Origin of the sequence: Pantoea ananatis PA13, assembly GCF_000233595.1 — a bacterium.
In the GTDB taxonomy this organism is placed as follows: Bacteria; Pseudomonadota; Gammaproteobacteria; order Enterobacterales; family Enterobacteriaceae; genus Pantoea; species Pantoea ananatis.
In genome coordinates, this window is the sequence record NC_017554.1 from 4,330,386 (window position 1) to 4,352,623 (window position 22,238).

Annotated in this window: 21 protein-coding genes; 9 read left to right on the forward strand and 12 right to left on the reverse strand. The window is 53.3% G+C overall.

Annotated features, from left to right (window positions below; genetic code table 11):
* Positions 1 to 114: 114 nt before the first annotated feature.
* A complete protein-coding gene (gene gltP, locus PAGR_RS20435) occupies positions 115 to 1,416 on the reverse strand; it encodes a glutamate/aspartate:proton symporter GltP (protein ID WP_014595076.1) in 1,302 nt (433 codons plus the stop codon).
* Positions 1,417 to 2,001: 585 nt separating this feature from the next.
* Between gltP and acs the strand changes: the two genes are divergently transcribed.
* From acs to actP, 3 genes are all read left to right on the forward strand, one after another.
* Complete coding sequence (acs, locus tag PAGR_RS20440) at positions 2,002 to 3,957, forward strand: acetate--CoA ligase (protein ID WP_014606927.1); 1,956 nt, start codon at positions 2,002 to 2,004, stop codon at positions 3,955 to 3,957.
* A gap of 129 nt (positions 3,958 to 4,086) precedes the next feature.
* Positions 4,087 to 4,416 carry a DUF485 domain-containing protein gene (locus PAGR_RS20445; RefSeq protein ID WP_014606928.1) on the forward strand — a complete coding sequence of 110 codons (330 nt, stop codon included), beginning with the start codon at positions 4,087 to 4,089 and terminating at the stop codon, positions 4,414 to 4,416.
* A complete protein-coding gene (gene actP, locus PAGR_RS20450; protein ID WP_013024190.1) occupies positions 4,413 to 6,068 on the forward strand; it encodes a cation/acetate symporter ActP in 1,656 nt (551 codons plus the stop codon). Before PAGR_RS20445 ends, actP begins: the two co-directional genes overlap by 4 nt.
* A gap of 67 nt (positions 6,069 to 6,135) precedes the next feature.
* Here the strand turns inward: actP and PAGR_RS20455 are convergent, their stop codons facing one another.
* The 3 genes from PAGR_RS20455 to PAGR_RS20465 all read right to left on the reverse strand — a co-directional run bounded on the left by PAGR_RS20455 (position 6,136) and on the right by PAGR_RS20465 (position 7,984).
* Entirely contained in the window at positions 6,136 to 6,681 is a 546-nt protein-coding gene (locus PAGR_RS20455) for a YfaZ family outer membrane protein (protein ID WP_014606929.1), read from the reverse strand.
* Between the two features lie 183 nt (positions 6,682 to 6,864).
* Positions 6,865 to 7,560, reverse strand: coding sequence for an LrgB family protein (locus PAGR_RS20460; protein WP_013024188.1), 696 nt, complete (start codon positions 7,558 to 7,560; stop codon positions 6,865 to 6,867).
* Positions 7,553 to 7,984, reverse strand: a complete 432-nt coding sequence (locus tag PAGR_RS20465) for a CidA/LrgA family protein (RefSeq protein WP_013024187.1) — start codon at positions 7,982 to 7,984, stop codon at positions 7,553 to 7,555. Before PAGR_RS20465 ends, PAGR_RS20460 begins: the two co-directional genes overlap by 8 nt.
* A 97-nt stretch (positions 7,985 to 8,081) precedes the next feature.
* Here PAGR_RS20465 and PAGR_RS20470 point away from each other — a divergent pair, with 97 nt between their 5' ends.
* Entirely contained in the window at positions 8,082 to 8,984 is a 903-nt protein-coding gene (locus PAGR_RS20470) for a LysR family transcriptional regulator (RefSeq protein ID WP_013024186.1), read from the forward strand.
* Between the two features lie 64 nt (positions 8,985 to 9,048).
* Here PAGR_RS20470 and PAGR_RS20475 read toward each other — a convergent pair whose 3' ends face one another.
* The 4 genes from PAGR_RS20475 to soxR all read right to left on the reverse strand — a co-directional run bounded on the left by PAGR_RS20475 (position 9,049) and on the right by soxR (position 13,723).
* Complete coding sequence (locus tag PAGR_RS20475) at positions 9,049 to 10,701, reverse strand: Na+/H+ antiporter (protein WP_013024185.1); 1,653 nt, start codon at positions 10,699 to 10,701, stop codon at positions 9,049 to 9,051.
* A 144-nt stretch (positions 10,702 to 10,845) separates the two neighbouring features.
* A complete protein-coding gene (locus tag PAGR_RS20480) occupies positions 10,846 to 12,195 on the reverse strand; it encodes an NCS2 family permease (RefSeq protein ID WP_013024184.1) in 1,350 nt (449 codons plus the stop codon).
* A 337-nt stretch (positions 12,196 to 12,532) separates the two neighbouring features.
* A complete protein-coding gene (locus tag PAGR_RS20485; protein WP_026020990.1) occupies positions 12,533 to 13,198 on the reverse strand; it encodes a glutathione S-transferase family protein in 666 nt (221 codons plus the stop codon).
* A 39-nt stretch (positions 13,199 to 13,237) separates the two neighbouring features.
* Positions 13,238 to 13,723, reverse strand: a complete 486-nt coding sequence (gene soxR / locus PAGR_RS20490) for a redox-sensitive transcriptional activator SoxR (RefSeq protein WP_013024182.1) — start codon at positions 13,721 to 13,723, stop codon at positions 13,238 to 13,240.
* A 164-nt stretch (positions 13,724 to 13,887) separates the two neighbouring features.
* On the opposite strand from soxR, the gene soxS reads away from it, so the two are divergent.
* Together soxS and PAGR_RS20500 are read left to right on the forward strand one after the other, a co-directional pair.
* Positions 13,888 to 14,313 carry a superoxide response transcriptional regulator SoxS gene (gene soxS / locus PAGR_RS20495; RefSeq protein ID WP_013024181.1) on the forward strand — a complete coding sequence of 142 codons (426 nt, stop codon included), beginning with the start codon at positions 13,888 to 13,890 and terminating at the stop codon, positions 14,311 to 14,313.
* Positions 14,314 to 14,558: 245 nt separating this feature from the next.
* Positions 14,559 to 14,840 (forward strand): YjcB family protein, encoded by a 282-nt coding sequence (locus PAGR_RS20500; protein ID WP_014606931.1) that lies wholly within the window; start codon positions 14,559 to 14,561, stop codon positions 14,838 to 14,840.
* Between the two features lie 52 nt (positions 14,841 to 14,892).
* Here PAGR_RS20500 and PAGR_RS20505 read toward each other — a convergent pair whose 3' ends face one another.
* Both PAGR_RS20505 and PAGR_RS20510 read right to left on the reverse strand, forming a co-directional pair.
* Positions 14,893 to 15,843 carry an ATP-grasp fold amidoligase family protein gene (locus PAGR_RS20505; protein ID WP_014606932.1) on the reverse strand — a complete coding sequence of 317 codons (951 nt, stop codon included), beginning with the start codon at positions 15,841 to 15,843 and terminating at the stop codon, positions 14,893 to 14,895.
* 8 nt (positions 15,844 to 15,851) lie between these two features.
* Entirely contained in the window at positions 15,852 to 17,108 is a 1,257-nt protein-coding gene (locus PAGR_RS20510; RefSeq protein ID WP_013024178.1) for an oligosaccharide flippase family protein, read from the reverse strand.
* Positions 17,109 to 17,629: 521 nt separating this feature from the next.
* On the opposite strand from PAGR_RS20510, the gene PAGR_RS20515 reads away from it, so the two are divergent.
* Entirely contained in the window at positions 17,630 to 18,025 is a 396-nt protein-coding gene (locus tag PAGR_RS20515) for a transposase (protein WP_014606933.1), read from the forward strand.
* A gap of 1,349 nt (positions 18,026 to 19,374) precedes the next feature.
* Here PAGR_RS20515 and PAGR_RS20520 read toward each other — a convergent pair.
* Positions 19,375 to 20,217: an AraC family transcriptional regulator gene (locus PAGR_RS20520; protein WP_014606934.1), complete on the reverse strand. Its 843-nt coding sequence runs from the start codon at positions 20,215 to 20,217 to the stop codon at positions 19,375 to 19,377.
* 114 nt (positions 20,218 to 20,331) lie between these two features.
* Between PAGR_RS20520 and PAGR_RS20525 the strand changes: the two genes are divergently transcribed.
* Both PAGR_RS20525 and PAGR_RS20530 read left to right on the forward strand, forming a co-directional pair.
* Positions 20,332 to 20,850: an isochorismatase family protein gene (locus PAGR_RS20525; RefSeq protein WP_014606935.1), complete on the forward strand. Its 519-nt coding sequence runs from the start codon at positions 20,332 to 20,334 to the stop codon at positions 20,848 to 20,850.
* Positions 20,851 to 20,925: 75 nt separating this feature from the next.
* Positions 20,926 to 21,519: a DUF1349 domain-containing protein gene (locus PAGR_RS20530; RefSeq protein WP_014606936.1), complete on the forward strand. Its 594-nt coding sequence runs from the start codon at positions 20,926 to 20,928 to the stop codon at positions 21,517 to 21,519.
* A gap of 94 nt (positions 21,520 to 21,613) precedes the next feature.
* On the opposite strand, the gene ssb1 is transcribed toward PAGR_RS20530, so the two are convergent.
* Entirely contained in the window at positions 21,614 to 22,159 is a 546-nt protein-coding gene (ssb1, locus tag PAGR_RS20535) for a single-stranded DNA-binding protein SSB1 (RefSeq protein ID WP_013024173.1), read from the reverse strand.
* Positions 22,160 to 22,238 lie beyond the last annotated feature (79 nt).

Genomic DNA, 22,238 nt, shown 5'->3' on the forward strand with positions numbered 1-22,238 from the left:
TTTAACACAACGAATGAATAATTCATCCTCTGCCCACGTTTTTTTCTGCGGTGATAAAAACGGGGTAAAAAAAAGGCCCAACCACCGTTGAGCCTTTGTCTTGCTAACCCGCTGTTAACTGGCGGTTTGCGTCCGTAACTGTAATTCGTACGCTTTAGCCTGTTCTGTATCGAACTGGTTTTCCCAGCGCGCAATGACCAGCACTGCCAGAGCATTACCCACCACGTTGAGCGCGGTGCGGGCCATATCCATAATGCGGTCCACGCCCGCAATAAACGCCAGCCCTTCCAGCGGAATACCCACGCTGCCGAGCGTTGCCAACAGCACAACAAAGGATACGCCGGGCACGCCCGCAATGCCTTTGGAGGTGACCATCAGCGTCAGCACCAGAATAATTTCGTCCGTCAGCGACAGATCAATGCCATACAGCTGAGCAATAAAGATGGCGGCGATGCTCTGATACAGCGTTGATCCATCCAGGTTAAACGAATAGCCGGTCGGAACGACAAAGCTGGTAATCGCTTTGGGCGCGCCATAGGCTTCCATTTTCTCCATGATGCGCGGCAGCACGGTTTCTGAACTGGACGTTGAGTAAGACAGGATCAGCTCATCTTTTAAAATGCGCATCAGCGTCGTAATGCGTAGCTTGCAGAAACGCGCGACCGCCCCCAGCACCACAAAGGCAAAGAAGAGGATCGCCACATATACCAGCAGCACTAACTTCGCGAGCGGCCACAGCGACGCGAAGCCAAAGTTAGCAATCGTCACGGCGATCAACGCAAACACGCCCACGGGCGCGTAACGCATGATCATATGCGTCACTTTAAACATGGTTTCTGATACACCACGGAACAGATTGACCAGCGGATCGCGCTGTTCTGACGGCAGAGCGGACAGTCCCAGCCCAAAGAGTACCGAGAAAAAGATAATCGGCAGCATTTCGCCCTTTGCCATGGAGGCAAAGATGTTCTGCGGGATCAGCGACAGGATGGTCGCCACCAGACTGTGGGTGCCTTCCTGCACCTGAGCGGTTGTGGCTTCATATTTAGAGATGTCCACCGTTGCCAGCGTAGACATATCAATGCCGGTGCCGGGCTTAAACACGTTGGCCAGGGTAATACCAACAACAATGGCAACGGTGGTAATCACTTCAAAGTACAAAATGGTTTTGAGACCAATGCGTCCCAGCTTTTTCGCATCCCCGACACCCGCAATGCCGACAATCAAGGATGAAATCACGATGGGCACGACAATCATCTTAATCAGATGAATAAAGATATCGCCCGCCGGGCTGAGAATATTATTGACTAACCATTCACGATCTTCTGGCTGATTATGCAACACGGCACCCACGATGATGCCAAGCACAAGTGCGATCAGAATCTGCCAGGCAAGGCTGATTTTAAAACCTTTCATAACGCGTAATTTCCTCAGTCAAAACCCGTTTCTCTCTACTGCGAAGGTGCAGAAGACAATACACACAGGGAAGTGAGCAAAAAGCCCGGTAAATTAGAGGGTGTTTATAGACGGCGTCCCGCATTGAAATGCGATGATTTCCATACCCATTTTCAGACGCGGTCTGAGTTGATACCTGATGATCAGGGGCGAGATAAGTACCATTTTCACTGTGGTAAATGCAACCCTTGGAGGCTTCGATTAAAACTTCACCATCTCTTAAGCATAAAATGCTGGCACAGGCGCAAATCCCTAACCTGCTGTTATGAAAAGTAAACCTTCGATAAGTTTTCGCATAGCTATTCAGGCAATGCTCAATGTCTGCGCGGTTCGTTCGCTGCTTTTTTAACCAGAGCCCTTCACAAAATGTTGCAACTTAAATCCCCATTTTTTGCAGGGAGTTAGGGTGATTTTATCCAATTCACGACGTTTTTATGTCAGCAAGGTTAACGCGTGATCTATGGCGCAAAAAAGAAACAAAACCGGTTGTCGGGCTTCACTTAACCATTGATTGACATATGATTAACATCTTCAAGGAGATTCGCCATGAGCCAACATCATATCTATCCTGTTCCAGAAAATATTGCAGCAAACGCGCTGATTACTGCCGAACAGTATCAGGCGATGTACCAGCAATCGGTTACCGATCCAGAAACATTCTGGGGGGAGCAAGGTAAAATCCTTGACTGGATAAAGCCTTACAGCAAAGTTAAAAACACGTCTTTTGCGCCTGGCAATATTTCCATTCGTTGGTATGAGGACGGCACGCTCAATCTGGCGGCGAACTGCCTGGATCGTCACCTGGCAACCCGGGGCGATCATCCTGCCATCATCTGGGAAGGTGATGATGCCAACGAAAGCAAAACAATAACCTTTCGTCAGCTTCACGCCGATGTCTGTCGCTTTGCCAACGTGCTGGAGCTGCTCGGGGTTAAAAAAGGCGATGTCGTCGCGATTTATATGCCAATGGTGCCGGAAGCCGCGGTCGCCATGCTGGCCTGCGCGCGCATTGGCGCCGTGCATTCGGTTATTTTTGGCGGCTTTTCACCGGAAGCGGTGGCAGGTCGCGTGATCGACTCCAGTGCAGCCTTAATTGTGACAGCCGATGAAGGCGTGCGCGCGGGGCGTACGATCCCACTGAAAAAAAATGTGGATGATGCGTTAAAAAATCCCAACGTAAACAGCGTGAAAAACGTCGTGGTCTTTCAACGTACTGGCAAAGACGTCGGTTGGGTTGAAGGACGTGACAGGCACTGGCACGAGCTGATGCAGAACGCCAGTACCAACCACTCTGCGGCAGAAATGCAGGCAGAAGATCCGCTGTTTATCCTGTATACCTCAGGTTCAACCGGCAAGCCGAAAGGCGTGCTGCATACGACCGGCGGCTATCTGGTTTACGCTGCGACCACCTTTAAGTTTGTTTTTGACTACCATCAGGACGATATCTACTGGTGTACGGCTGACGTAGGCTGGGTTACCGGCCACAGCTATCTGCTGTATGGCCCGCTGGCCTGCGGTGCCACGACGCTGATGTTTGAAGGCGTGCCCAACTGGCCGACGTCCGCCCGCATGGCGCAGGTGGTGGATAAGCATAAAGTCACCCTGCTCTATACCGCGCCCACGGCTATCCGCGCGCTGATGGCCGAAGGGGACAAGGCGATTGAAGGCACCGACCGTAGCAGTCTGCGTATTATGGGTTCGGTCGGTGAGCCGATTAATCCGGAAGCCTGGGAGTGGTATCACAAAAAAATCGGCAACAGCCAGTGTCCAATAGTGGATACCTGGTGGCAGACCGAAACCGGGGGGTTTATGATCACCCCGCTACCCGGCGCAACGCGGCTTAAGGCCGGTTCTGCGACCACGCCTTTCTTTGGCGTACAGCCCGCGCTGGTCGATAATGAGGGGCATCCTCAGGAAGGAGCCTGCGAAGGTAACCTGGTTATCACTGATTCCTGGCCAGGCCAGGCCCGAACGCTGTTCGGCGATCACGACCGTTTCGAACAAACCTATTTCTCTACCTTCAAAAATGCCTACTTTAGCGGTGACGGCGCGCGACGGGATGAGGACGGTTATTACTGGATCACCGGCCGCGTGGATGATGTGCTGAATGTGTCAGGGCATCGTCTGGGCACGGCAGAAATCGAATCGGCCCTGGTTTCCCACCCTAAAATTGCCGAAGCCGCTGTGGTGGGGATCCCGCACAGCATTAAGGGCCAGGCGATTTACGCCTATATCACCCTGAATCACGGCGAGGAGCCCTCACCAGAGCTTTACACCGAAGTGCGTAACTGGGTACGCAAAGAAATTGGCCCGATCGCCACGCCCGATGTGCTGCACTGGACCGACTCTCTGCCCAAAACCCGCTCCGGTAAAATCATGCGCCGTATCCTGCGGAAAATCGCCGCGGGTGATACCAGTAATTTAGGCGATACGTCAACGCTGGCCGATCCTGGCGTCGTTGAGAAACTGCTTGAAGAGAAACAGTCCATCACCATGCCGTAACAACCCGGCGGAAAGCATCAGGCTTTCCGCCACCACTTCCCTACGTAGTGTGTTTCTGTAGTCACAAAAATATAACTCATTCACGCTTTTGCGTGAGGTCCACGCCTGCATGCTTCTGGAGATAATGTGATGAATGATGCCCTGCCCGAACAGGAAAGGATCTACCAACAAATTGAACGTAATCCTCGCTTTCAGGAATTGGTACACAAGCGCCAGTCCTTTGCCCTGCTGCTGTCGTTAATTATGCTGGTGCTGTATGTCGGCTTTATTCTGCTTATTGCTTTTGCCCCTGGCTGGCTGGGCACACCTCTTCATGCCGGCACCAATGTGACACGCGGCATTCCGCTCGGCGTAGGGCTGATCGTCATCTCCTTTGTCCTGACCGGCGTGTACGTCTGGCGCGCAAACGGCGAGTTTGATCGTCTGACGAAGGCTATCCTCAGCGAGGTAAAACCATGATCCGTCTTATGCTGTGGATGCTGGCAGCGCTGCTGCCGTTTTCTGCTCTGGCCGCCGATGCCATTACGGGCGCGGTACAGAAACAGGCTGTTAACTATCAGGCGATCGTCATGTTTGTGATTTTCGTCGGCGCCACGTTGAGTATCACTTACTGGGCGTCGAAGCGAACGCGTTCGCGTAGCGATTACTACACCGCAGGCGGAAATATCACCGGCTTTCAGAATGGGCTGGCCATGGCAGGCGACTTTATGTCCGCCGCCTCTTTTCTGGGTATTTCGGCGCTGGTGTATACCTCGGGCTATGACGGCTTAATCTATTCGCTGGGCTTTCTGGTCGGCTGGCCGATGATTCTGTTTCTGATTGCAGAACGGCTGCGTAATCTGGGGCGCTATACCTTTGCCGATGTTGCCTCGTATCGCCTGAAGCAAAAACCCATACGCACCCTGTCAGCCTGCGGTTCACTGGTGGTAGTTGCTCTCTATCTGATTGCTCAGATGGTTGGGGCAGGTAAACTGATCCAGCTTCTGTTCGGCCTCAATTATCATATCGCCGTCATCCTGGTGGGGATCCTGATGGTGATGTACGTGCTGTTCGGCGGCATGCTGGCGACGACCTGGGTTCAGATCATTAAAGCCGTTCTGTTGCTGTTTGGTGCCTCGTTCATGGCCATTATGGTAATGAAAAGTACCGGTTTTAGCTTTAATACGCTGTTCACCGAAGCGATGGCTGTCCACCCGAAAGGCGCGGCCATTATGCAGCCCGGCGGGCTGGTTAAAGATCCTATTTCTGCCCTGTCGCTGGGGCTGGGGCTGATGTTTGGTACGGCGGGATTGCCGCATATTCTGATGCGCTTCTTTACCGTTGCCGACGCCAAAGAGGCACGTAAAAGCGTATTTTGGGCCACCGGTTTTATGGGGTACTTCTACTTTCTGACCTTTATTATCGGCTTCGGCGCCATACTGCTGGTCGGTGCCAACCCGGCCTTTAAAGATGCCTCCGGCGCGTTAATCGGCGGCACCAATATGGCGGCGGTACACCTGGCGAATGCGGTTGGCGGCAGCACCTTCCTGGGCTTTATTTCAGCCGTGGCATTCGCCACGATTCTGGCCGTGGTGGCTGGCTTGACGCTGGCGGGCGCTTCGGCGGTCTCTCACGATTTGTACGCCAGCGTTTACCGTAAGGGCCAGGCCAGCGAGCGCGACGAGCTGCGGGTATCGAAAATTACGGTGCTGGTGCTCGGTGTTGTGGCGATCGCCCTGGGTATTCTGTTTGAAAAACAGAACATCGCGTTTATGGTCGGCCTGGCGTTCTCGATTGCGGCCAGCTGTAACTTTCCGATTATCCTGCTTTCCATGTACTGGTCTAAACTCACCACCCGCGGCGCGATGGTCGGCGGCTGGTTAGGGCTGATCACCGCCGTGGTGCTGATGATTCTTGGCCCTACCGTCTGGGTTCAGGTGTTGGGCCATGCTTCGCCAATCTATCCGTATGAATATCCGGCCCTGTTCTCTATTACTATCGCCTTTGTGGGCACCTGGCTGTTTTCGGTTACCGATCATTCGCAACAGGGCGCAGAAGAGCGTTCACGCTTCCGGGCGCAGTTTATTCGCTCCCAGACCGGTGCCGGTATTGAGCAAGGCAAAGCGCACTAATCCCTTCTCCCGGGCATAAAAAAAGGGCAGGGTCCGCGAGGTCCCTGCCCTTTTTCTCAGGCCACTATCAGAAGCGCAGTGATGCACCCACGTATGGACCATCGACCAGGACGTTGTCTTTACGACCGCCTTTATTATTCAGCTCGATATATTGATAACCCACGCGCAGGTTAAGCAGAGAGACCGGCGTAAAGCTCACACCACCACTCGCTTCCTGGTAGCTGTCAAGATGATCGGTAAGGCCTTCCGGCGCATAATAATACTGGCCGTACAGGCCCCACATGCTGTTGAAGTTGTACTGCGCGCTGCCGCCCAGCGCCACCGCAAATCCGTCTTTCCCGTCTTCAGGATGGGTAAAAATCGCCTTTGCGGTTGGCGCCAGTCGTAGATCGCCGAAATCGACGTTGTAGCCCAGGCCAGCGCCGTAAGTGCTGCCGTCATGATCGCTACGCAACCAGTTGCCGTTCAGGAACAGGCCTGGTGAGGTCGTGCCCAAACCGACATTCAGGTTGGTGCTGTGCTCGCCAACATCGACGCTGCCCTCGATGGCCTGCGCGGCGCCGCTCAGCATAATGAAGCTCAGAGCGCTTCCGGTAACAAGTTGCTTAAACATGATTCTCTCCATGATGGGTCAAATAATTCCGCATCAAGGGTAGCAGTCTGAAACGAGGTGACAACTAAATTTGGAAAGCTTTACGTAAAAAGAGATGTCATTTTGTGCCAAAACGGACAACGCGCTGTAAGTTAAGCGGAAAAGAGCGGATGACAGGCGCATTCAGGCCTGTCATCACCGGGCTCAGTGTGCCCACATCAGGTGCCCGATGAACGGCGCCAGTATGACGGTTACTACACCAGACAGCATCATCACCAGGCTTGATACCACGCCTTCCTGCTGCCCCAGTTGATAAGCGCGTGCCGTACCGGCACCGTGCGAAGCGGCACCGAATCCGGCCCCTTTCGCCACGCCCTGTTTGATGGCGATGCGCAGGAACAGCACATCCCCTACCGCCATGCCAAATACGCCTGTCACAACCACAAACAACGCCACCAGATCGGGCTGCGCACCCATGGGTTTGGCCGCCGCCAGCGCAAAGGGCGTAGTAATGGAGCGCACGGCCAGACTTCGCTGAATAGTTTCCGGTAAATTCAGTAAGCGCGCCAGCCAGACGGAACTGCATACCGAGACTGTTGTGGCGGTTAACACACCGGCACTCAGCGATAACCAGTGGCGTTTAATCACCGCCAGATTTTCATAGACCGGCACCGCAAAGGCCAGCGTCGCGGGGCCCAACAGCCACAGTAGCCAGTGGCTTTCCGCAATATAGTTTTGCCAGCTGATATGGGTCAGCAGCAGCAGCGCCACCAGAATGAGCGGGGTCATGATCAGCGGCATCAGTAACAGTGTTGGCCAGCGGCGATACAGCCGTTTATTCAGGTAATAAATCAATAGCGTGACGGCCGCACACAGCAGGCTGATAAACAGATTACGCATCGCCGCCGCCCTGCTTACGCGCGGCCCGCGCGACCTCGAAGCGGTACAGGCGATCCACCACCAGGGCGGTCGTTGCCAGCACCAGTAGCGTACTGACCGCAATCACCACAAAAATCCGCCAGCCATCAATCTGCAACAGATCAGCGTAATTCACCACCGCCACCACCGCCGGGATAAAAAACAGCAGCATCTCTGCCAGCAGCCAGCTGGCACCGACTTTCACCCAGCGCAGCGGTAAAACGCGTAGCGCAATCAGCATTAACATCAGCAGCATGCCTACAATGTTGGCCGGCAGCGGCAGATGCAGCCAGTTCACCAGCTGCTCGCTGGCGACGAATACCGAGATAAACAGCGCCAGCTGTAGCGGTAAGCTGAGCCGTTGCAGCCTGTCGAGGTTAAGGCGCGGCAATGCCAGGGCCATCATTTTTCTCCCATATCGTTAATGCGCTCAGTATAGAATCACGAGGTACTGTGAAAAAAATGAATTAAAATTATTAAAATCATGCCAGAAAGGAATAGTTATGGACGTTCGTGCGTTGCGTTACTTTACCGAAGTGGTACGTCAGCAGAGTTTTACCCGGGCCGCGCAAAAGCTGTTTGTGACGCAGCCGACGATCAGCAAAATGGTGCGTCAGCTGGAAGAGGAGCTGGACTGCGCGCTACTGCTTCGCGATGGACGTCGCCTGCATCTCACGGACAGCGGACAAGCCGTTTATCAACGCGGACTGGCTATTTTACAGGAGTTCCATCAGCTTGAGGCAGAGATAGGCGATATCAATCAGTTGAAAACCGGCAAGCTGCGGCTCGGTATTCCCCCAATGGTCGGCATGCAGATCGCTGGTTCGGTTTCGGCGTTTCGTCGCCGGTATCCGGGCGTGGAACTCAGCATTGCTGAGTTTGGCGGCTTAACGGTTCAGGAGGCGGTGCTGGCAGGCACGCTGGATATTGCCCTGACGGCGCTCCCGGTCGATGCCGAATTACCCCTCGAAACCTTATCGCTGATGCAGCATCCGTTATGTGTCTTACTGCCCCGTCAGGAACCCTGGCTGCAACGCACCCAGCTCAGCCTGCGCGATTTGGCTCCGCATCCTTTGCTGATCTTTAATGAAGAGTTTTCGCTGAACCGCCAGTTAATGAAAGCTTTTCAGCGTCAGGAGATAACCCCTACCATTGCCGTGCGTAGCGGGCAGTGGGATTTTCTGGCCGCCATGGTGCAGGCCGGGATGGGGCTGGCAATTTTGCCGGAGCCGATATGCCAGCGGTTAGATAAACAGTCGTTACTGTGGCTGCCGCTGGAATCCGAGCTTCAGTGGCATCTGGGGCTGATCTGGCGGGAAGGCAGCTATCTGTCACGCAGCGCGCAGGCGTGGATTGCGTGTTGCCGCGAACACTGGCCCGATCAGGCACCGCGCCTCTCCGTCTAGTGCGGCAGCCCGCCCGGCCGTCGCAGAACGCAGGTGACCGGGCGGGCGCGGCGCAACAGGGAGTTTACTCTTCTTTCTCGATCAGAAGCGCTTCCAGCAGGTCCAGATCGTGCAACAATTTTTGCATCGTTTCGTTGGATATCTGCTGGGTGGCACGCAGGTGATACACTTCGGCACGTTCGGCACGCAGTGCGTTCAAACGGAAGCGACGTTCCAGGTTCTCGGCAAACAGCGCGTGCTCGAGGTCGTTTTTCCCCTCCGCACGGCGACGCAGGTTGCCGATGACACGCAGGCTGACCTCTTTCAGCAGCTCAGGATCGATATTTTCGTCGGTTTCCTTTTCGAGCCGTGCCTCCATCTTTTGCAGACTCTCGATAGCCACACCGGCCATCACCGCTCTTGCATGCTGAAGTTCGTGCCGATGGGCACTCTTATCCATCGTCTCGACGCCGCGCAGCAGCACCGGCAGAACAATGACGCCAACCAGTAACGAGAACAGAATCACGCCGGTTGCGATAAACACCAGCTCATAGCGCGCCGGGAAAGGATTGCCGTTGCTCAGGAACAGGGGAATCGACAGGACACCCGCCAGGGTGATGGCCCCGCGCACGCCCGCAAAAGAGGCAATCAGCAGTTCGCGCAAAGAGTAGCTAGAGAAAACTAACGGCTTGTTTTTTAACAGGCGCTTGCTGAAACGCTGCATGATCCACAGCCAGCCGAAACGCACCACCATTAACGCCGCATAGACCAATGCGATATCTGCAAAGATCATCCAGATATCCACGTTGGGATCCGCGTTCGCCTGTTGAATGGAATTTTCCAGGATAGAGGGCAATTGCAGGCCCAGCATCAGGAACACCATGCCGTTAAACACAAACTCCAGCATGTGCCAGACGCTATTGGCGCGCAGTCGCATGGTCAGCGGGGCCTGACGGATAATACCGGAGCGCGTGATGGTCATCCCGGCCGCGACGGCGGCTAAAATGCCGGAAACGCCCAGGTGTTCTGCAATCAGATAAGAGGCAAACGGCAGCAGCAGCAGCAGGACGATCTGTGTGGCGGCATCGTCCCCACCGCTCCAGCGGTTCAGGACACGCAGTGACTTACCGTAGAGCCAGCAGACCGCAACACCGGCAATTAAGCCGCCGACCGCCACTTTCAGGAATTCGACGCTGGCACCGCCCCAACTAAACACCATGGTGCCCATCGCCACCGCGACGGCAAATTTCAGTGAAACCAGGCCAGAGGCATCGTTCATCAAGGCTTCGCCCTGAAGTATTCCCATAATTTTCTTAGGAATGCGGCCTTCGCCGACAATGCCTGAAAGCGCCACGGCATCGGTAGGTGATAACACTGCCGCCAGGGCGAAAGCAGGGATAAGAGGAATACCGGGAACCGTCCAGTAAATCAGATAGCCAATTCCGACGACGGTAATCAGCACCAGCACCAGGGCCAGGCCAAGAATTTCCCGCCCGTAATGCAGAAACTCGCTAACCGGCGTTTTCCAGCCGTCAGCAAATAACAGCGGCGGAATAAATAAGACGAGGAACAGTTCCGGATCAAAATCCACATGCAGGCCGAAGTTAGGCCAGGCCAGTAGAGCACCGACGGCGATCTGCACCAGCGGTAGCGGGATTTGAAAAGGCAAGATACGTGCGGCGACCCCGGAGAGCGACACCACCAGTGTCATAATTAAAATAGTAAAAAAGATTTCCATGCTTTCCTTAGGCGGTTGTTATCTTCGAATCAACTATAAGTTAAAAGTGTAAAACAAACTGGCCAGGGCAGGAAAAGCAAGCCGTGCTTAAAAGACCAAAAAGCGGATAATTCCGGACGCTCCGCTGAACGTCCGGTTTGACAGTCAGATCGCCCAGCCTCCGGCATAAAAGGCGACTAACGCGGCGGCAATCACGACAGTGCCCACGTTGAGCTTACGCCACTCGCCCGCAAACAGACGGCCAACCACCAGAGTGGCGAACCCCATCATAATGCCGGTAACGATGTTACAGGTCAGAACGATAATCACCGCCGTGAGCAGGCCGGACATGGCATCAACGAAGTCACCGAAATCGATCTTGGCCACGTTGCTCAGCATCAACAGGCCGACATACATCAACGCTGGCGCGGTGGCGTAAGCCGGCACCAGGTATGCGATCGGCGACATGAACAGAATGACCAGGAACAGGAGACCCACCACGATCGCCGTCAGGCCGGTTTTACCGCCCGCCGCCGTACCGGCGGCAGACTCAATGTAGACTGCCGCTGGCGAAGCACCGACAAGGCCAGCAAACAGGCTACTGACGGAATCCGTGGTCAGCGCCCGACCACCGTTGATGATCTGCCCGTCTTTATCCAGCAGATTGGCCTGGCCCGCAACCGCGCGGATCGTGCCGGTGGCATCAAAGACCGCCGTCATCACTAGCGCCAGCACGCTGGGCAGCACCGCAGGCTGCAAGGCGCCCATGATGTCCAGGCTAAAGAGCTGTGACTCACCCTGCGCATCACGCAGGCTGGGCAGGGCAAACAGTCCCTGCCAGCGCACGGCCGGGTCGAACACCAGCCCCAGAGCAGAAATCGCGATAACGGTCAGTAAAATACCGCCAGGCACGCGGCGTTTTTCCAGGCCAAAAATGGCGGCCAGCCCCAGCAATGACATCATGACGGGGAACGACGTAAACTGGCCCAAGGCAACGGGTAACCCTGAGGCCGGATTTCTGACGACCAGCCCCACGTTGTCTGCCGCAATCAGCAGCAAAAACAGACCAATGCCGACGCCCGTTCCGTGCGCAACCCCCATTGGCAGATTGCGTAAGATCCAGGCGCGAATCCCGGTGGTGGAAATCAGGGTAAAGAGCAGGCCCATCAGGAACACGGCACCCAGCGCCACGGGTACGCTAATGTGCTGACCCAGCACAAGGCTGAAAGCGGTAAACGCCGTCAGTGAGATAGCACAGCCAATTGCCATGGGTAAATTCGCCCACAGCCCCATGATGATCGATCCCACGCTCGCCACCAGACAGGTCGCAACGAACACCGCCGTGGGTGAAAATCCCGCCTTACTGAGCATGCCGGGCACCACGATCACTGAATAAACCATGGCGAGGAACGTAGTCAGCCCGGCGACAATTTCCTGTCGCACGCTGCTGCCACGGGCCGAGATGGCGAACCAGGCATCCAGCTTTCCACCGGACGGGCGTGATTCAATTGACATAGTTGAGCCTCAAAAATTGTTGTAGTGGGATCGTGCGGTAACGGCCCTGACGTCCCTGGAAACCTGTCATCGCCAGCGGGCAGCCGGCAAAAGGCAAACGTTTACTTCGCCGCACAGAACGGGACGTCACGCTGCCCCGTTTAAAGGGGGCAGATTATCCGGCGTTTAACCGCCGTTTTTCAACCGCTGAGTGAGGATTGGTGACTATAAAGATCAGGTTGATAACATCAGGAATGCTCTTGATACCATCATTTAACATTCTGTCCGTCAGGATAAGGCGTCAATCACGAGAAGGCAGGCAAGAATGACGCCGGGCGGCGTCATCGGGCAACGTGCATCAGCCAGAAAGGTTAATCTCACCGCCTTGTTGAATAGCGCGCTGCCAGGCCGCACGCTGTTGCACGGTCGTTAACCATTTTTGCGTAGCGGGGGCATCTTTCAGTCCGGCGCGCTGGCTCAGCGCCAGAATAGGGAAACTCATCTGCACATCCGCAATGCTGAAGCGCTGACCCGCGAACCACGGCTGTGTTGAAAGGTGAGCTTCAATGACCTGCTTGTGCAATTTGAGTTGTTTATCCAGCCAGGCTTTCTGAACGCCTTTACCCAGCGCCGCGCCCACGGGGCGAAGCAACCAGGGCACCGGCGCGCTGCCAAGGCGGCCAAAAACCAGCTTCATCACCAGCAGCGGCATCAGTGAACCTTCCGCATAGTGCAGCCAGTAACGCGCCTGTAGCTGCGCCTCTTCATCAGTGAGCTGCAGCCGTTTTTCGCTGTCGTATCTTTCTTCCAGATACTCAAGGATGGCACCGGACTCGGCCACCACGCGATTGCCATCGGTGATCACGGGCGACTTCCCTAACGGATGCACTTTTTTTAAAGCGTCCGGCGCCAGCATCGTGGGTTCGCGCTGGTAGCGCTTGACCTGGTAAGGCACTTCCAGCTCTTCCAGCATCCACAGCACCCGGTGAGAGCGCGATTGTTCAAGATGGTGAACGGTGATCATCATGGTTCCCTGTGAGTGAATATGCTGCAAGTATAGACGTCACCTTGTCTTATGCAGGGAACCATCCTGCTCAGGATCGAGCAGTACCGCGCCAGAGCCCTGCTGGCCCAGCAGGTCGCCAGGGTTGCGCAGCGGGCAGTCACGCATTGATAAACACCCACAGCCAATGCAGCCATCCAGATCGTTACGCAGGCGCGTCAGCGTTTCGATGCGCTTATCCAGTTCGTCGCGCCAGTGCTGCGTCAGATTGCCCCATTCCTGAGCAGACATCCGCTTATCTGCCGGCATGTTCTCAAGGCTGTCACTGACGCTGGCGAGCGGAATACCAATGCGCTGTGCAATTTTAATAATGGCCACCCGTCGCAGCACATCACGGCTGTAACGCCGCTGGTTTCCGCTATTACGGGTGCTGAAAATCAGCCCTTTGCTTTCATAAAAGTGCAGTGCAGAAACGGCGACGCCGCTTCGGCGCGCCACTTCGCCCGGTGTCAGCACGGGTTTTGGGTAATTGCGATCTTTTTTCATTTGGCACTTTACCTCAAGTTAACTTGAGGAATTATACTCTTTTCCCATCAGAACGACACCTTCCCTTATGATGTCATGCGCCAGCGAGCGGACCCGGTTTTATCGCCGAAAGCCTGTCAATTCCGCATGAACGCTAAGGGGAAATTCACCAGAAGGATGAGGCCATGATACAAGAAGAGATCATTCATTCACTGACGCACTGGATTGACCAAAACCTGGATAAGAGCCTGTCAATTGACGAAGTCGCCGCCAAATCAGGCTATTCGAAATGGCATCTGCAACGTATGTTCCGTAGCGTGACGAAACAGACGTTGGGTGGCTATATTCGCGAACGCCGCCTGACGCTGGCCGCTGAAGCGCTGCGACAAACGCAGCGGCCAGTGTTTGATATTGCGATGCAATATGGCTATGACTCGCAACAGACATTCTCACGCGTTTTTCGTCGCCAGTTTTCACAAACGCCCACGGCTTATCGCCACGCGATGCGCCGCCAGGCCATCCAGCGTCCGCGTTTGATGCGCTTTGACTGCAGCGACACGATGACCAGCTTTACCCAGCGGACAACGGGAGAATGCTGTCCGGTTAGCTGACGCGCTCCGTGCGCCTGCCCAGGCGCACGCCGCATTTAGTGCCCCAACCTTGTCGTAAGCGCCCTCTTTTTCTGCTGCCAGATCAGACAAATTTTGTACAAAAATCAGAAATCGGATGATATAGTGTGACCCACATCACATTATGACACTTGTTGCCGACGAAAGAGCCCGACCTGACAGACTTTTCCGCCGACGTGATGTTCGCAGACAGTCAGGCGTAATCTCCGATTTTGAGGTCAAAATTGATGGCGACTTTAACCACCAGTTTTCTTGTTATGCGCTGGGAATTGCTTAGCGCGATAATGATGTTCTTTGCCAGCACGCTAAAAACCCGTCTCCGCCAGGACAGTCATCACGTCATGGCGTTTCTCTGTGGCAGCGTAGGCGTTGGGATGTCGTGCTGGTTCGTGACCGGCTTGATGGGCATCACGTTGAGTATGGAAAACGTGCACCATTTCTTTAGCGTCTCTAAAGATGTCTTTATCGACGTGATGAGTCGAGCGCCCGCTAACTGGCAAATGCCCTGATAAACTCATAAAAAACCCCGCAAAGCGGGGTTTTTTATATTGCTGTGTAGCGTCAAATTTTCTTCAACATAACAGGAATGGCAACGTCCTGTATTTCTACGTCCGGCCTCTGCGTTCCGCGACGATCCTGAATCCACATTTCACCCATCATCTTATCCAGCCCGCGATCCAGACCCGTCACCATGCCTGCGCCTGGCGTGAACGTCAGCTCGCCAAAATAAATTTGTTCATCATGGATATACCAGTCAACACGGACATAGTCGAAGTCGCTGGCCAGCGTTTTGCTTAACGCCAGGGCCTGTTGTAACGATGGCATCACCGTCGAAACGTCCAGCCCGGTATCGCGAATTTTATGGAACGCCTCACTCAGGTTGTTCACATAAAAATTCATTGAGAGCTGAGGCTGACAGCGGTTGTAAATGACCTGAAGCACATACTCAAAGTTGCCATCGCGCTTATTAAACATGTGGAACTTGTAGTCAACCGGGGCACTTTTGCCATCACCGATGTATTGCTCAACCAGAATACGTGGCTTGATATAGCGATAGTGAATCTCACGCGCTTCGTTGGCGAAGTCAGTCTTTAACCACGTGTAGCAGTTATGAATGATTTGCTGCTTCCGGAGTGCATTAGGTTCCTCCAGCACGATCTCGACCATGTTTGACGCATGATTCGGTTTGATCACCGTTCCCTTCCAACGCGTCAGATTGTTCAACGTGGTGGGATCGGTCGTGTCATGAAGCAGCGGTATCAGATATTCATTGCCGATCTTCTCAGCAATAAACTCACGCACCGAAAACTTGTCAGAGAGGCGGGCATAGAGCTGATAGTCACCATGAATGAACTTGCGATACAGCACTTTTTCATTGAACACCTTGGGCTCACGCAGGTTGGGTAGCCTTCTGAACTTACGGAAATAATAAATCCGGTCCTGATAAGTCCAGGGCATCTTCTTGATGAAGTATTGCAAACTTCTTCTGAGCTCGTGTTTTAACTTGAGCATATTTGACCTCATTTGTAGGTTTTGTAGTTGAGTGAGGAAACCTGGATTTTTTGAATCACGCCGTGTTTAAAGAAATAATTCATGACGGTCAGGGACAGGAGCTCTGATAGAAAAACGCTCCATGCGGCTCCTGTAATGCCATAGCCCTGAATCAGCCACCAGGAAAGCGGCATACTGATGATCACCAGACAAATGATTTTCTTCAGTAAATAATCAAAGCCCCCTTCCTTTACCATGTAGCGATACGCGACGGTGCCCAGCGCCGAAAAGCTGGTCGCTATCGACAGCAGGGTGATGAGATTGCCTGACTGGGTAAACGCTGGGCCATACAGCGCGATGATTATCTGTTCACCGAACAGTGCGACGATCAGCAACATCAGCAAAGACACGGCCATCACGTAGCCATTGAGCCGCGCCGTCAGCCTGATCGCTTCCTCACCGCGCGCGCGAAAAATTTCGCTAAAGCACGAGGTGATGAGTGCGACGGGAATAAAAATCCACGAGGCGGCGATGGTATTGGCTGCGGCAAACAAGCCAAGCTCCTGGGCCGATGCGATGCCAGCCAAAAACATCTGCGCGGCTTTTACCTGGACAGAGATAAAAATGCTGGAAATCGCCAGAGGCAATCCGGCATACATCAGGTAACGCAAATACAGCGTTCGCGTCTCGCGCGGCGGAAGCTGGTCCTGATGTGCCTGATAAAAGGTGTAACGTTTGATGGCGTAAGGCACCAGCGTGACCGTGATAACCGAAAGCGTTAGCCACAATGGATTGAGACGCAGCCAGGCAATGATAAAGCTCAGGGCAAAACTCATCAGCATGCCAATCGCATTCGCCACGGTATTCAGCTTTGAAGCCAATCGTGCATTGTTGTAAACGCTAAAGGTGTCCTGTGTGACAAAAACAGACGCAACAAAAGAGGCCAGTGCAAATGCCAGGAAGTTCTCCTGCATGTTGTACCAAACCCAAATTAATACTGGCCCTGAGGTGAGAAGTAATAAACCCATGCGCAACGTGCGTGCGATGCGCATTAAACGTAAACCTTTGGCCGCATTTTTGCTGACACGTTTAAACAAAATTGTTTCAGTGCCAAAGAGGGCTATGGTTTGCACCATAGCAAATAATGACGTTGAAAATGCCATCTGACCAAATAGGGTCGGACCGAAGGATTTTGCCACATATGACGTCACGAAAATGACGCCAAAGACGGAGATAATCTTTTCAGACATCATCCAGGCGGCATTAGACATTACGCTCAATTTCATCGACTGTTCCTTAGTATTACTCTACATCTACCACTTCGGTGCCCATCCCTGGGACGAATTAATAAGCGCTTAAATTTCATAGCGAAATTATAAACATCGCGCCAGTCCGGCGCAAAAATGAGAATCCAGTCTTATTTTATCGGGAGAATTCAGGAGAATTCTGATTATATCTGGACCGAATACCCTCTACTGGAAACGATTTCAAATTGAAACCAATAATGTTTCCAAAAACCATCCTCCCTGAATAAAACAGGTCAGGCGGCTTTGAATATCAAATTTACAGTCATTTTTATCTTTGGGATGCGATGAATTTATATCAAAAACCCCATACCAGGAAGGCGCGACATCCCGATAAGAATAAAATAAGATTTATCCCATGATGATATTTATTCTAAATATCTTAATTTAACCCTCGCAATTTAACGTCCGTATTTAAATACGGCACTCAATGAAATCATACAGTACCAAAGGTTAATAAAGTAATTCTCATCCATTAATTGATAAGAAAGGTAAGAGCATTTATGAGAAAGTCACGATATAGCGAAGATCAAATCACAAATGCCATTAAAGCTTCTGAATCGGGCGTTAAGGTTAAAGAGATTTGTGAAGAGCTGGGCATCTCTGAGGCAACCTTCTACAGCTGGAAGAAGAAGTTCTCTGGGCTATCCTCGGAAGAAGGCAGAAAAATCAAAGAACTGGAAGAAAAAGTACAGTTTCTGACACGCGAACTGCAAGCGCTGAACGCGGATAAGGAAATGCTACAGAGCGTATTGAAGAATTTCTTCACCACCAACGAAAAACGTCAGGCGGTCAACTTCTTACAGAGCACTTTTGATGTAGGAACCCGGCGCAGCTGCCGTTTACTGGATATTAGCCGTAGCGTTTATCATTACCCTGCCGGTTCAGATAACCGCTAATAGTGAGACAACGGCTTTATAATGGCGACATCGCTGAGATTTGTTCTTACCAGAAGAGATGAAGAGCATTTAACAGGACATTTATGGTGGTGCGCTTCGCCCAGTCCGTAATTAATGAATGGATTTGCGGTTACGCTTCCTTTTTTGCGGTAAAATTGATTCACAACAGCAAAAGTCTCTCTATCTACGCCACTTTTATACGCCAAATCTCATTTCGGTGAGATTGGCGCCCCTCTTTTTTTCATTAGCCTCCCTAAAAGAATCGAATATCCACTGGCCTCTTTGTTCAGCAAGGGTAATGTTAAGTCGGTTTATAAAGTGCTTTTTTTAGCCACCTCTGGCCCTGGGGATTTTTTCCAATCTCGCCGCGATCGTTGTCAGCATAAAAAGATAAAAACAGGCCAGAATAATCTCAGATAAACAGTTTATTGATACTTATCACTTTCAGCAGCCAATAGCACATATCCTGTACTATTGATGCCCATCGTTAAACATTAAATAAAAGCGAAGCGGGATGAACGAGCGATTTAATTAGACACTGCTGAAGTAAAGGGTGGTTTTTTATAGGGATTTATCTTAACCAAACGGCAACGCTGCGTGCTGGTTACACATAAAATTTGGCGGCCAGCCTAAACATCAGGCTCACATTCTCCTCTTTTTAGGGCGAATGACGGTCGAGCCCCGGACAAAACTGTCTGTTTTTTGTTCAAAATGCACCCTGCAGCACGTGGTAACGCCCTACAGGGATCACATTTTTTTGCAGAGCGCGCGGCGCATATAACAGATAAAGGCCAGTTACAGGGTGAGAAAAGCGCGATTACCGCGTTATTTTGCCGTGCCTGAGTCAGGCATAATCCGAAAAAGCGTGAATATCACACCGGGTAATTATCAATTATCAGGGGTAAGGCTTATCGAATGTTGATGGCAGTACCGCGTGGCTGAGGTTTAAATCGCATCGTCCAGAACAGGCCAGAAGACAGGCAAAAAAACAGCGACAAATGTGAATACAGGTTGCCCGTATTGAGTCCAGACCAATGTCCACAACGGCCCGGCGAGGATGGCAAAAACGGAGGGAGGCCTCATCAACAACAGCGATAAGCGCTGGCTGTGTTCCCTCACAGGAAAGGCGGCCTGATTTACATTTGCGGAGCGAAATGAGGCCCCAGTAGCAGTCCAGCTGGACACTGTTCAGCGCACACAAATCAGCGCCAGCAGTCGCCTCATAAACGCCTGAGTAGTTTTGGGTTTATCTGTTTTTGATAGCGGCCCGACGTGATGCCATAACGACGGGCCATTGCCAGGCCAGCTGACCACTGTTCAGCGCACACGAATCAGCGCCAGCAGTCGCCTCATAAACGCCTGAGTAGTTTTGGGTTTATCTGTTTTTGATAGCGGCCCGGCGTGATGCCATAACGACGGGCAAACGCGCGCGTCAGATGAGCCTGATCCGTTAAGCCCACGGCGGCAGCCACGCTGGCAATTGCCTCACCCTGAGCCAGCTTCTGTTTGGCCTCATACAGTCGATAAGCCATTAACATTTGCTGAGGCGTAACGTGAAAACGATCGCGGAAGGCCCGTAAAAAGTGCCAGGGCGACAACGAGGCTAACGCGGCCAGCGTCTCCAGTCTGAGCGGTTCAGCCAGATTGGCGCGCAGGTAGTCGCGCACGTCATCGAAACGGTGTCGGGCTTCAGCTTTACGCGGTGAGGACATTCGCGCCAGCGGGCGCATATACAGCAGCAGTTCAGATAATAAACTGTCGCGTGCCAGTGCCGTATCGGCCTGCCACAGCGCCGAGAGGAGTTGCGATAAAGGTTGTGCCAGACGCACATCCGTTCTGAGCGCCTCATCAAACCACCAGCCGCGATCGCCACTGAGTTCGTCCATCAACTGCGGCTGAATATAAATCATCTGATAGCGCCAGCCGTCTTCGCAGGCCGATTCACCGGTATGCAGCTCATCGGGATTCATCATCACCAGCGAATGCGCGGGCGCGATGTACTGCGTACCGCGATAGCGAAAACGTTGTGCTCCCGCCTCAATGGTGCCTATACCAAACGCTTCGTGCGTATGCGGCTCAAAGGCGTAATGAGAGATGTGCGCCTGATAAAGCTCCACACCTGGCAGGTCTGGCGATTGCTTAAACTGCGCGCGATCTTTTTCACCGGGAAATACGGCTGGAATGCCCTCCACCTCACCTCTCCTTATTCCTGCAACAAGGTCTTCTGCACCGCACCCAAACTGCAGATTGTTATCCTCTGTCGATTAGGTAACACTGCTTCACAGGCACACTCACCGGGAGCAATTATGCAGCGCGTAGTCATGGTCGTTGATATGCAAAATGGCGTGTTTGAATCGCCGCGTTTCGATCGCGCCGGGCGAGTGGCGCAGATCAACCGACTGATCAGACAGGCTGACATTACACTGTTTATTCAGCATCGCGAAGGGAACATGATTGAGGGCAGCCATGCTTTTGCGCTGCTACCCGAAATTGAACAGCCCCAGAATGCGTATTACGTTACCAAAACCGCCTGCGACAGTTTCTGGCAGACAACCCTGGCTTCGCTGCTGGCCACCTTAGCTATCACTGACTTCGTGATTTGTGGCTGTGCCACCGACTACTGTGTTGATACCACGCTCAAAGTCGGAGCAGGCTTAGGGTATCGCATCACCGTGGCCGCCGACGCGCACACCACTGCCGACAGGACCTATGCCAACGCTGAGCAGTTAATTGGTCAGCATAATGAAGTCTGGGCAGCCCTTAGCATGCCCGGTAACGTGCCGCGCGTTGTCGATACCGCCACCCTGCTGGCCGAATGGCGCTGAGGCCTGTCCGCTCAACGTCGTTTGATCGGCACACGTCTTCTTAGCCGACTATCCTCAACGCTAAGGCTGTGATTAATGGTTTATTCTGGAGGCGCCGTGCTCGACTCTTTTTCCTGGATCAATGAACCCGCAAGGTGGCAGCATCAGAACGGTATCCTGCACGTGGTTACCGACGAAAAAACGGATTTCTGGCACCAAACCTGGTATGGATTTGAACGCTTTTCCGGGCATATCTTCGCCAGGGCGGTGCAGGAGGATTTTACTTTCCAGGTCAAGATTCGTGCCGACTTTACGACGCTGTACGATCAGGCCGGACTGATGCTGATGCGCGATGCGCAGCACTGGTTGAAAGCGGGCATTGAATATAATGATGGTGCGCCCGCTATCGGCAGCGTCCTGACGCTTGGTCAGTCTGACTGGGCCACGGGCATCTTTCCCGGCGATGCGCGCGCATTCTGGTTGAGGCTGACGCGCAAAGGCGACAGCCTGAGACTGCAGTATTCAACCGACGGGCAATGCTGGCCGCTGCTGCGTTTGTGCCCCTTCCCGCCGGGCCGCGTTAACGTTGGCGTCATGTGCTGCACGCCAGAACGCGCTGGCCTGGCCGTTGCGTTTGAGGACATCTCACTGAGCCCGCCGCTGGATAAGGCACTGCACGACCTGAGCTAAAAGCCAGGCTGTCACCGCGGCAAAATCAAGGCAGAAAAACAAAAAGCCCCGGTAAGGGGCTTTTATATAGTAGAGAAGCGACGCAACGTTGCAATCAGAACGGAATGTCGTCGTCGAAATCCATCGGTGGTTCATTGTTGTTGCTGGCAGGTGCGCTTGGCTGCTGCTGCGGGCGAGACTGCGCGCCACCGCTAAACTGGTTGTTGTTCGCCTGCTGCGGTTGCTGAGGCTGGCCCCAACCGTTGTTGTTGCCCTGGCCGCCGCCTGCTGCTGGCGCGTTACCGCCCTGCTGACGTCCACCCAGCATTTGCATGGTGCCGCCGACGTTAACCACGACTTCGGTGGTGTAACGTTCCTGGCCGCCCTGATCCTGCCATTTACGGGTACGCAGCTGGCCTTCAATATAGACCTGAGAGCCTTTACGCAGGTATTCACCCGCCACTTCCGCCAGCTTGCCAAACAGCACAACACGGTGCCATTCGGTGATTTCTTTGTTTTCACCGGTCTGCTTATCGCGCCAGCTTTCCGAGGTAGCCAGCGTAATGTTGGCGACAGCGCCACCATTTGGCATGTAACGTACTTCCGGATCCTGACCCAGATTCCCGACAAGAATCACTTTGTTAACGCCACGACTGGCCATGTTGCTGTCTCCCGATGAATTTTTACGTAAGTCTAAGCGATCAATTCTAACACGTCCCGCGCCTAGTTTCCCACTTTAG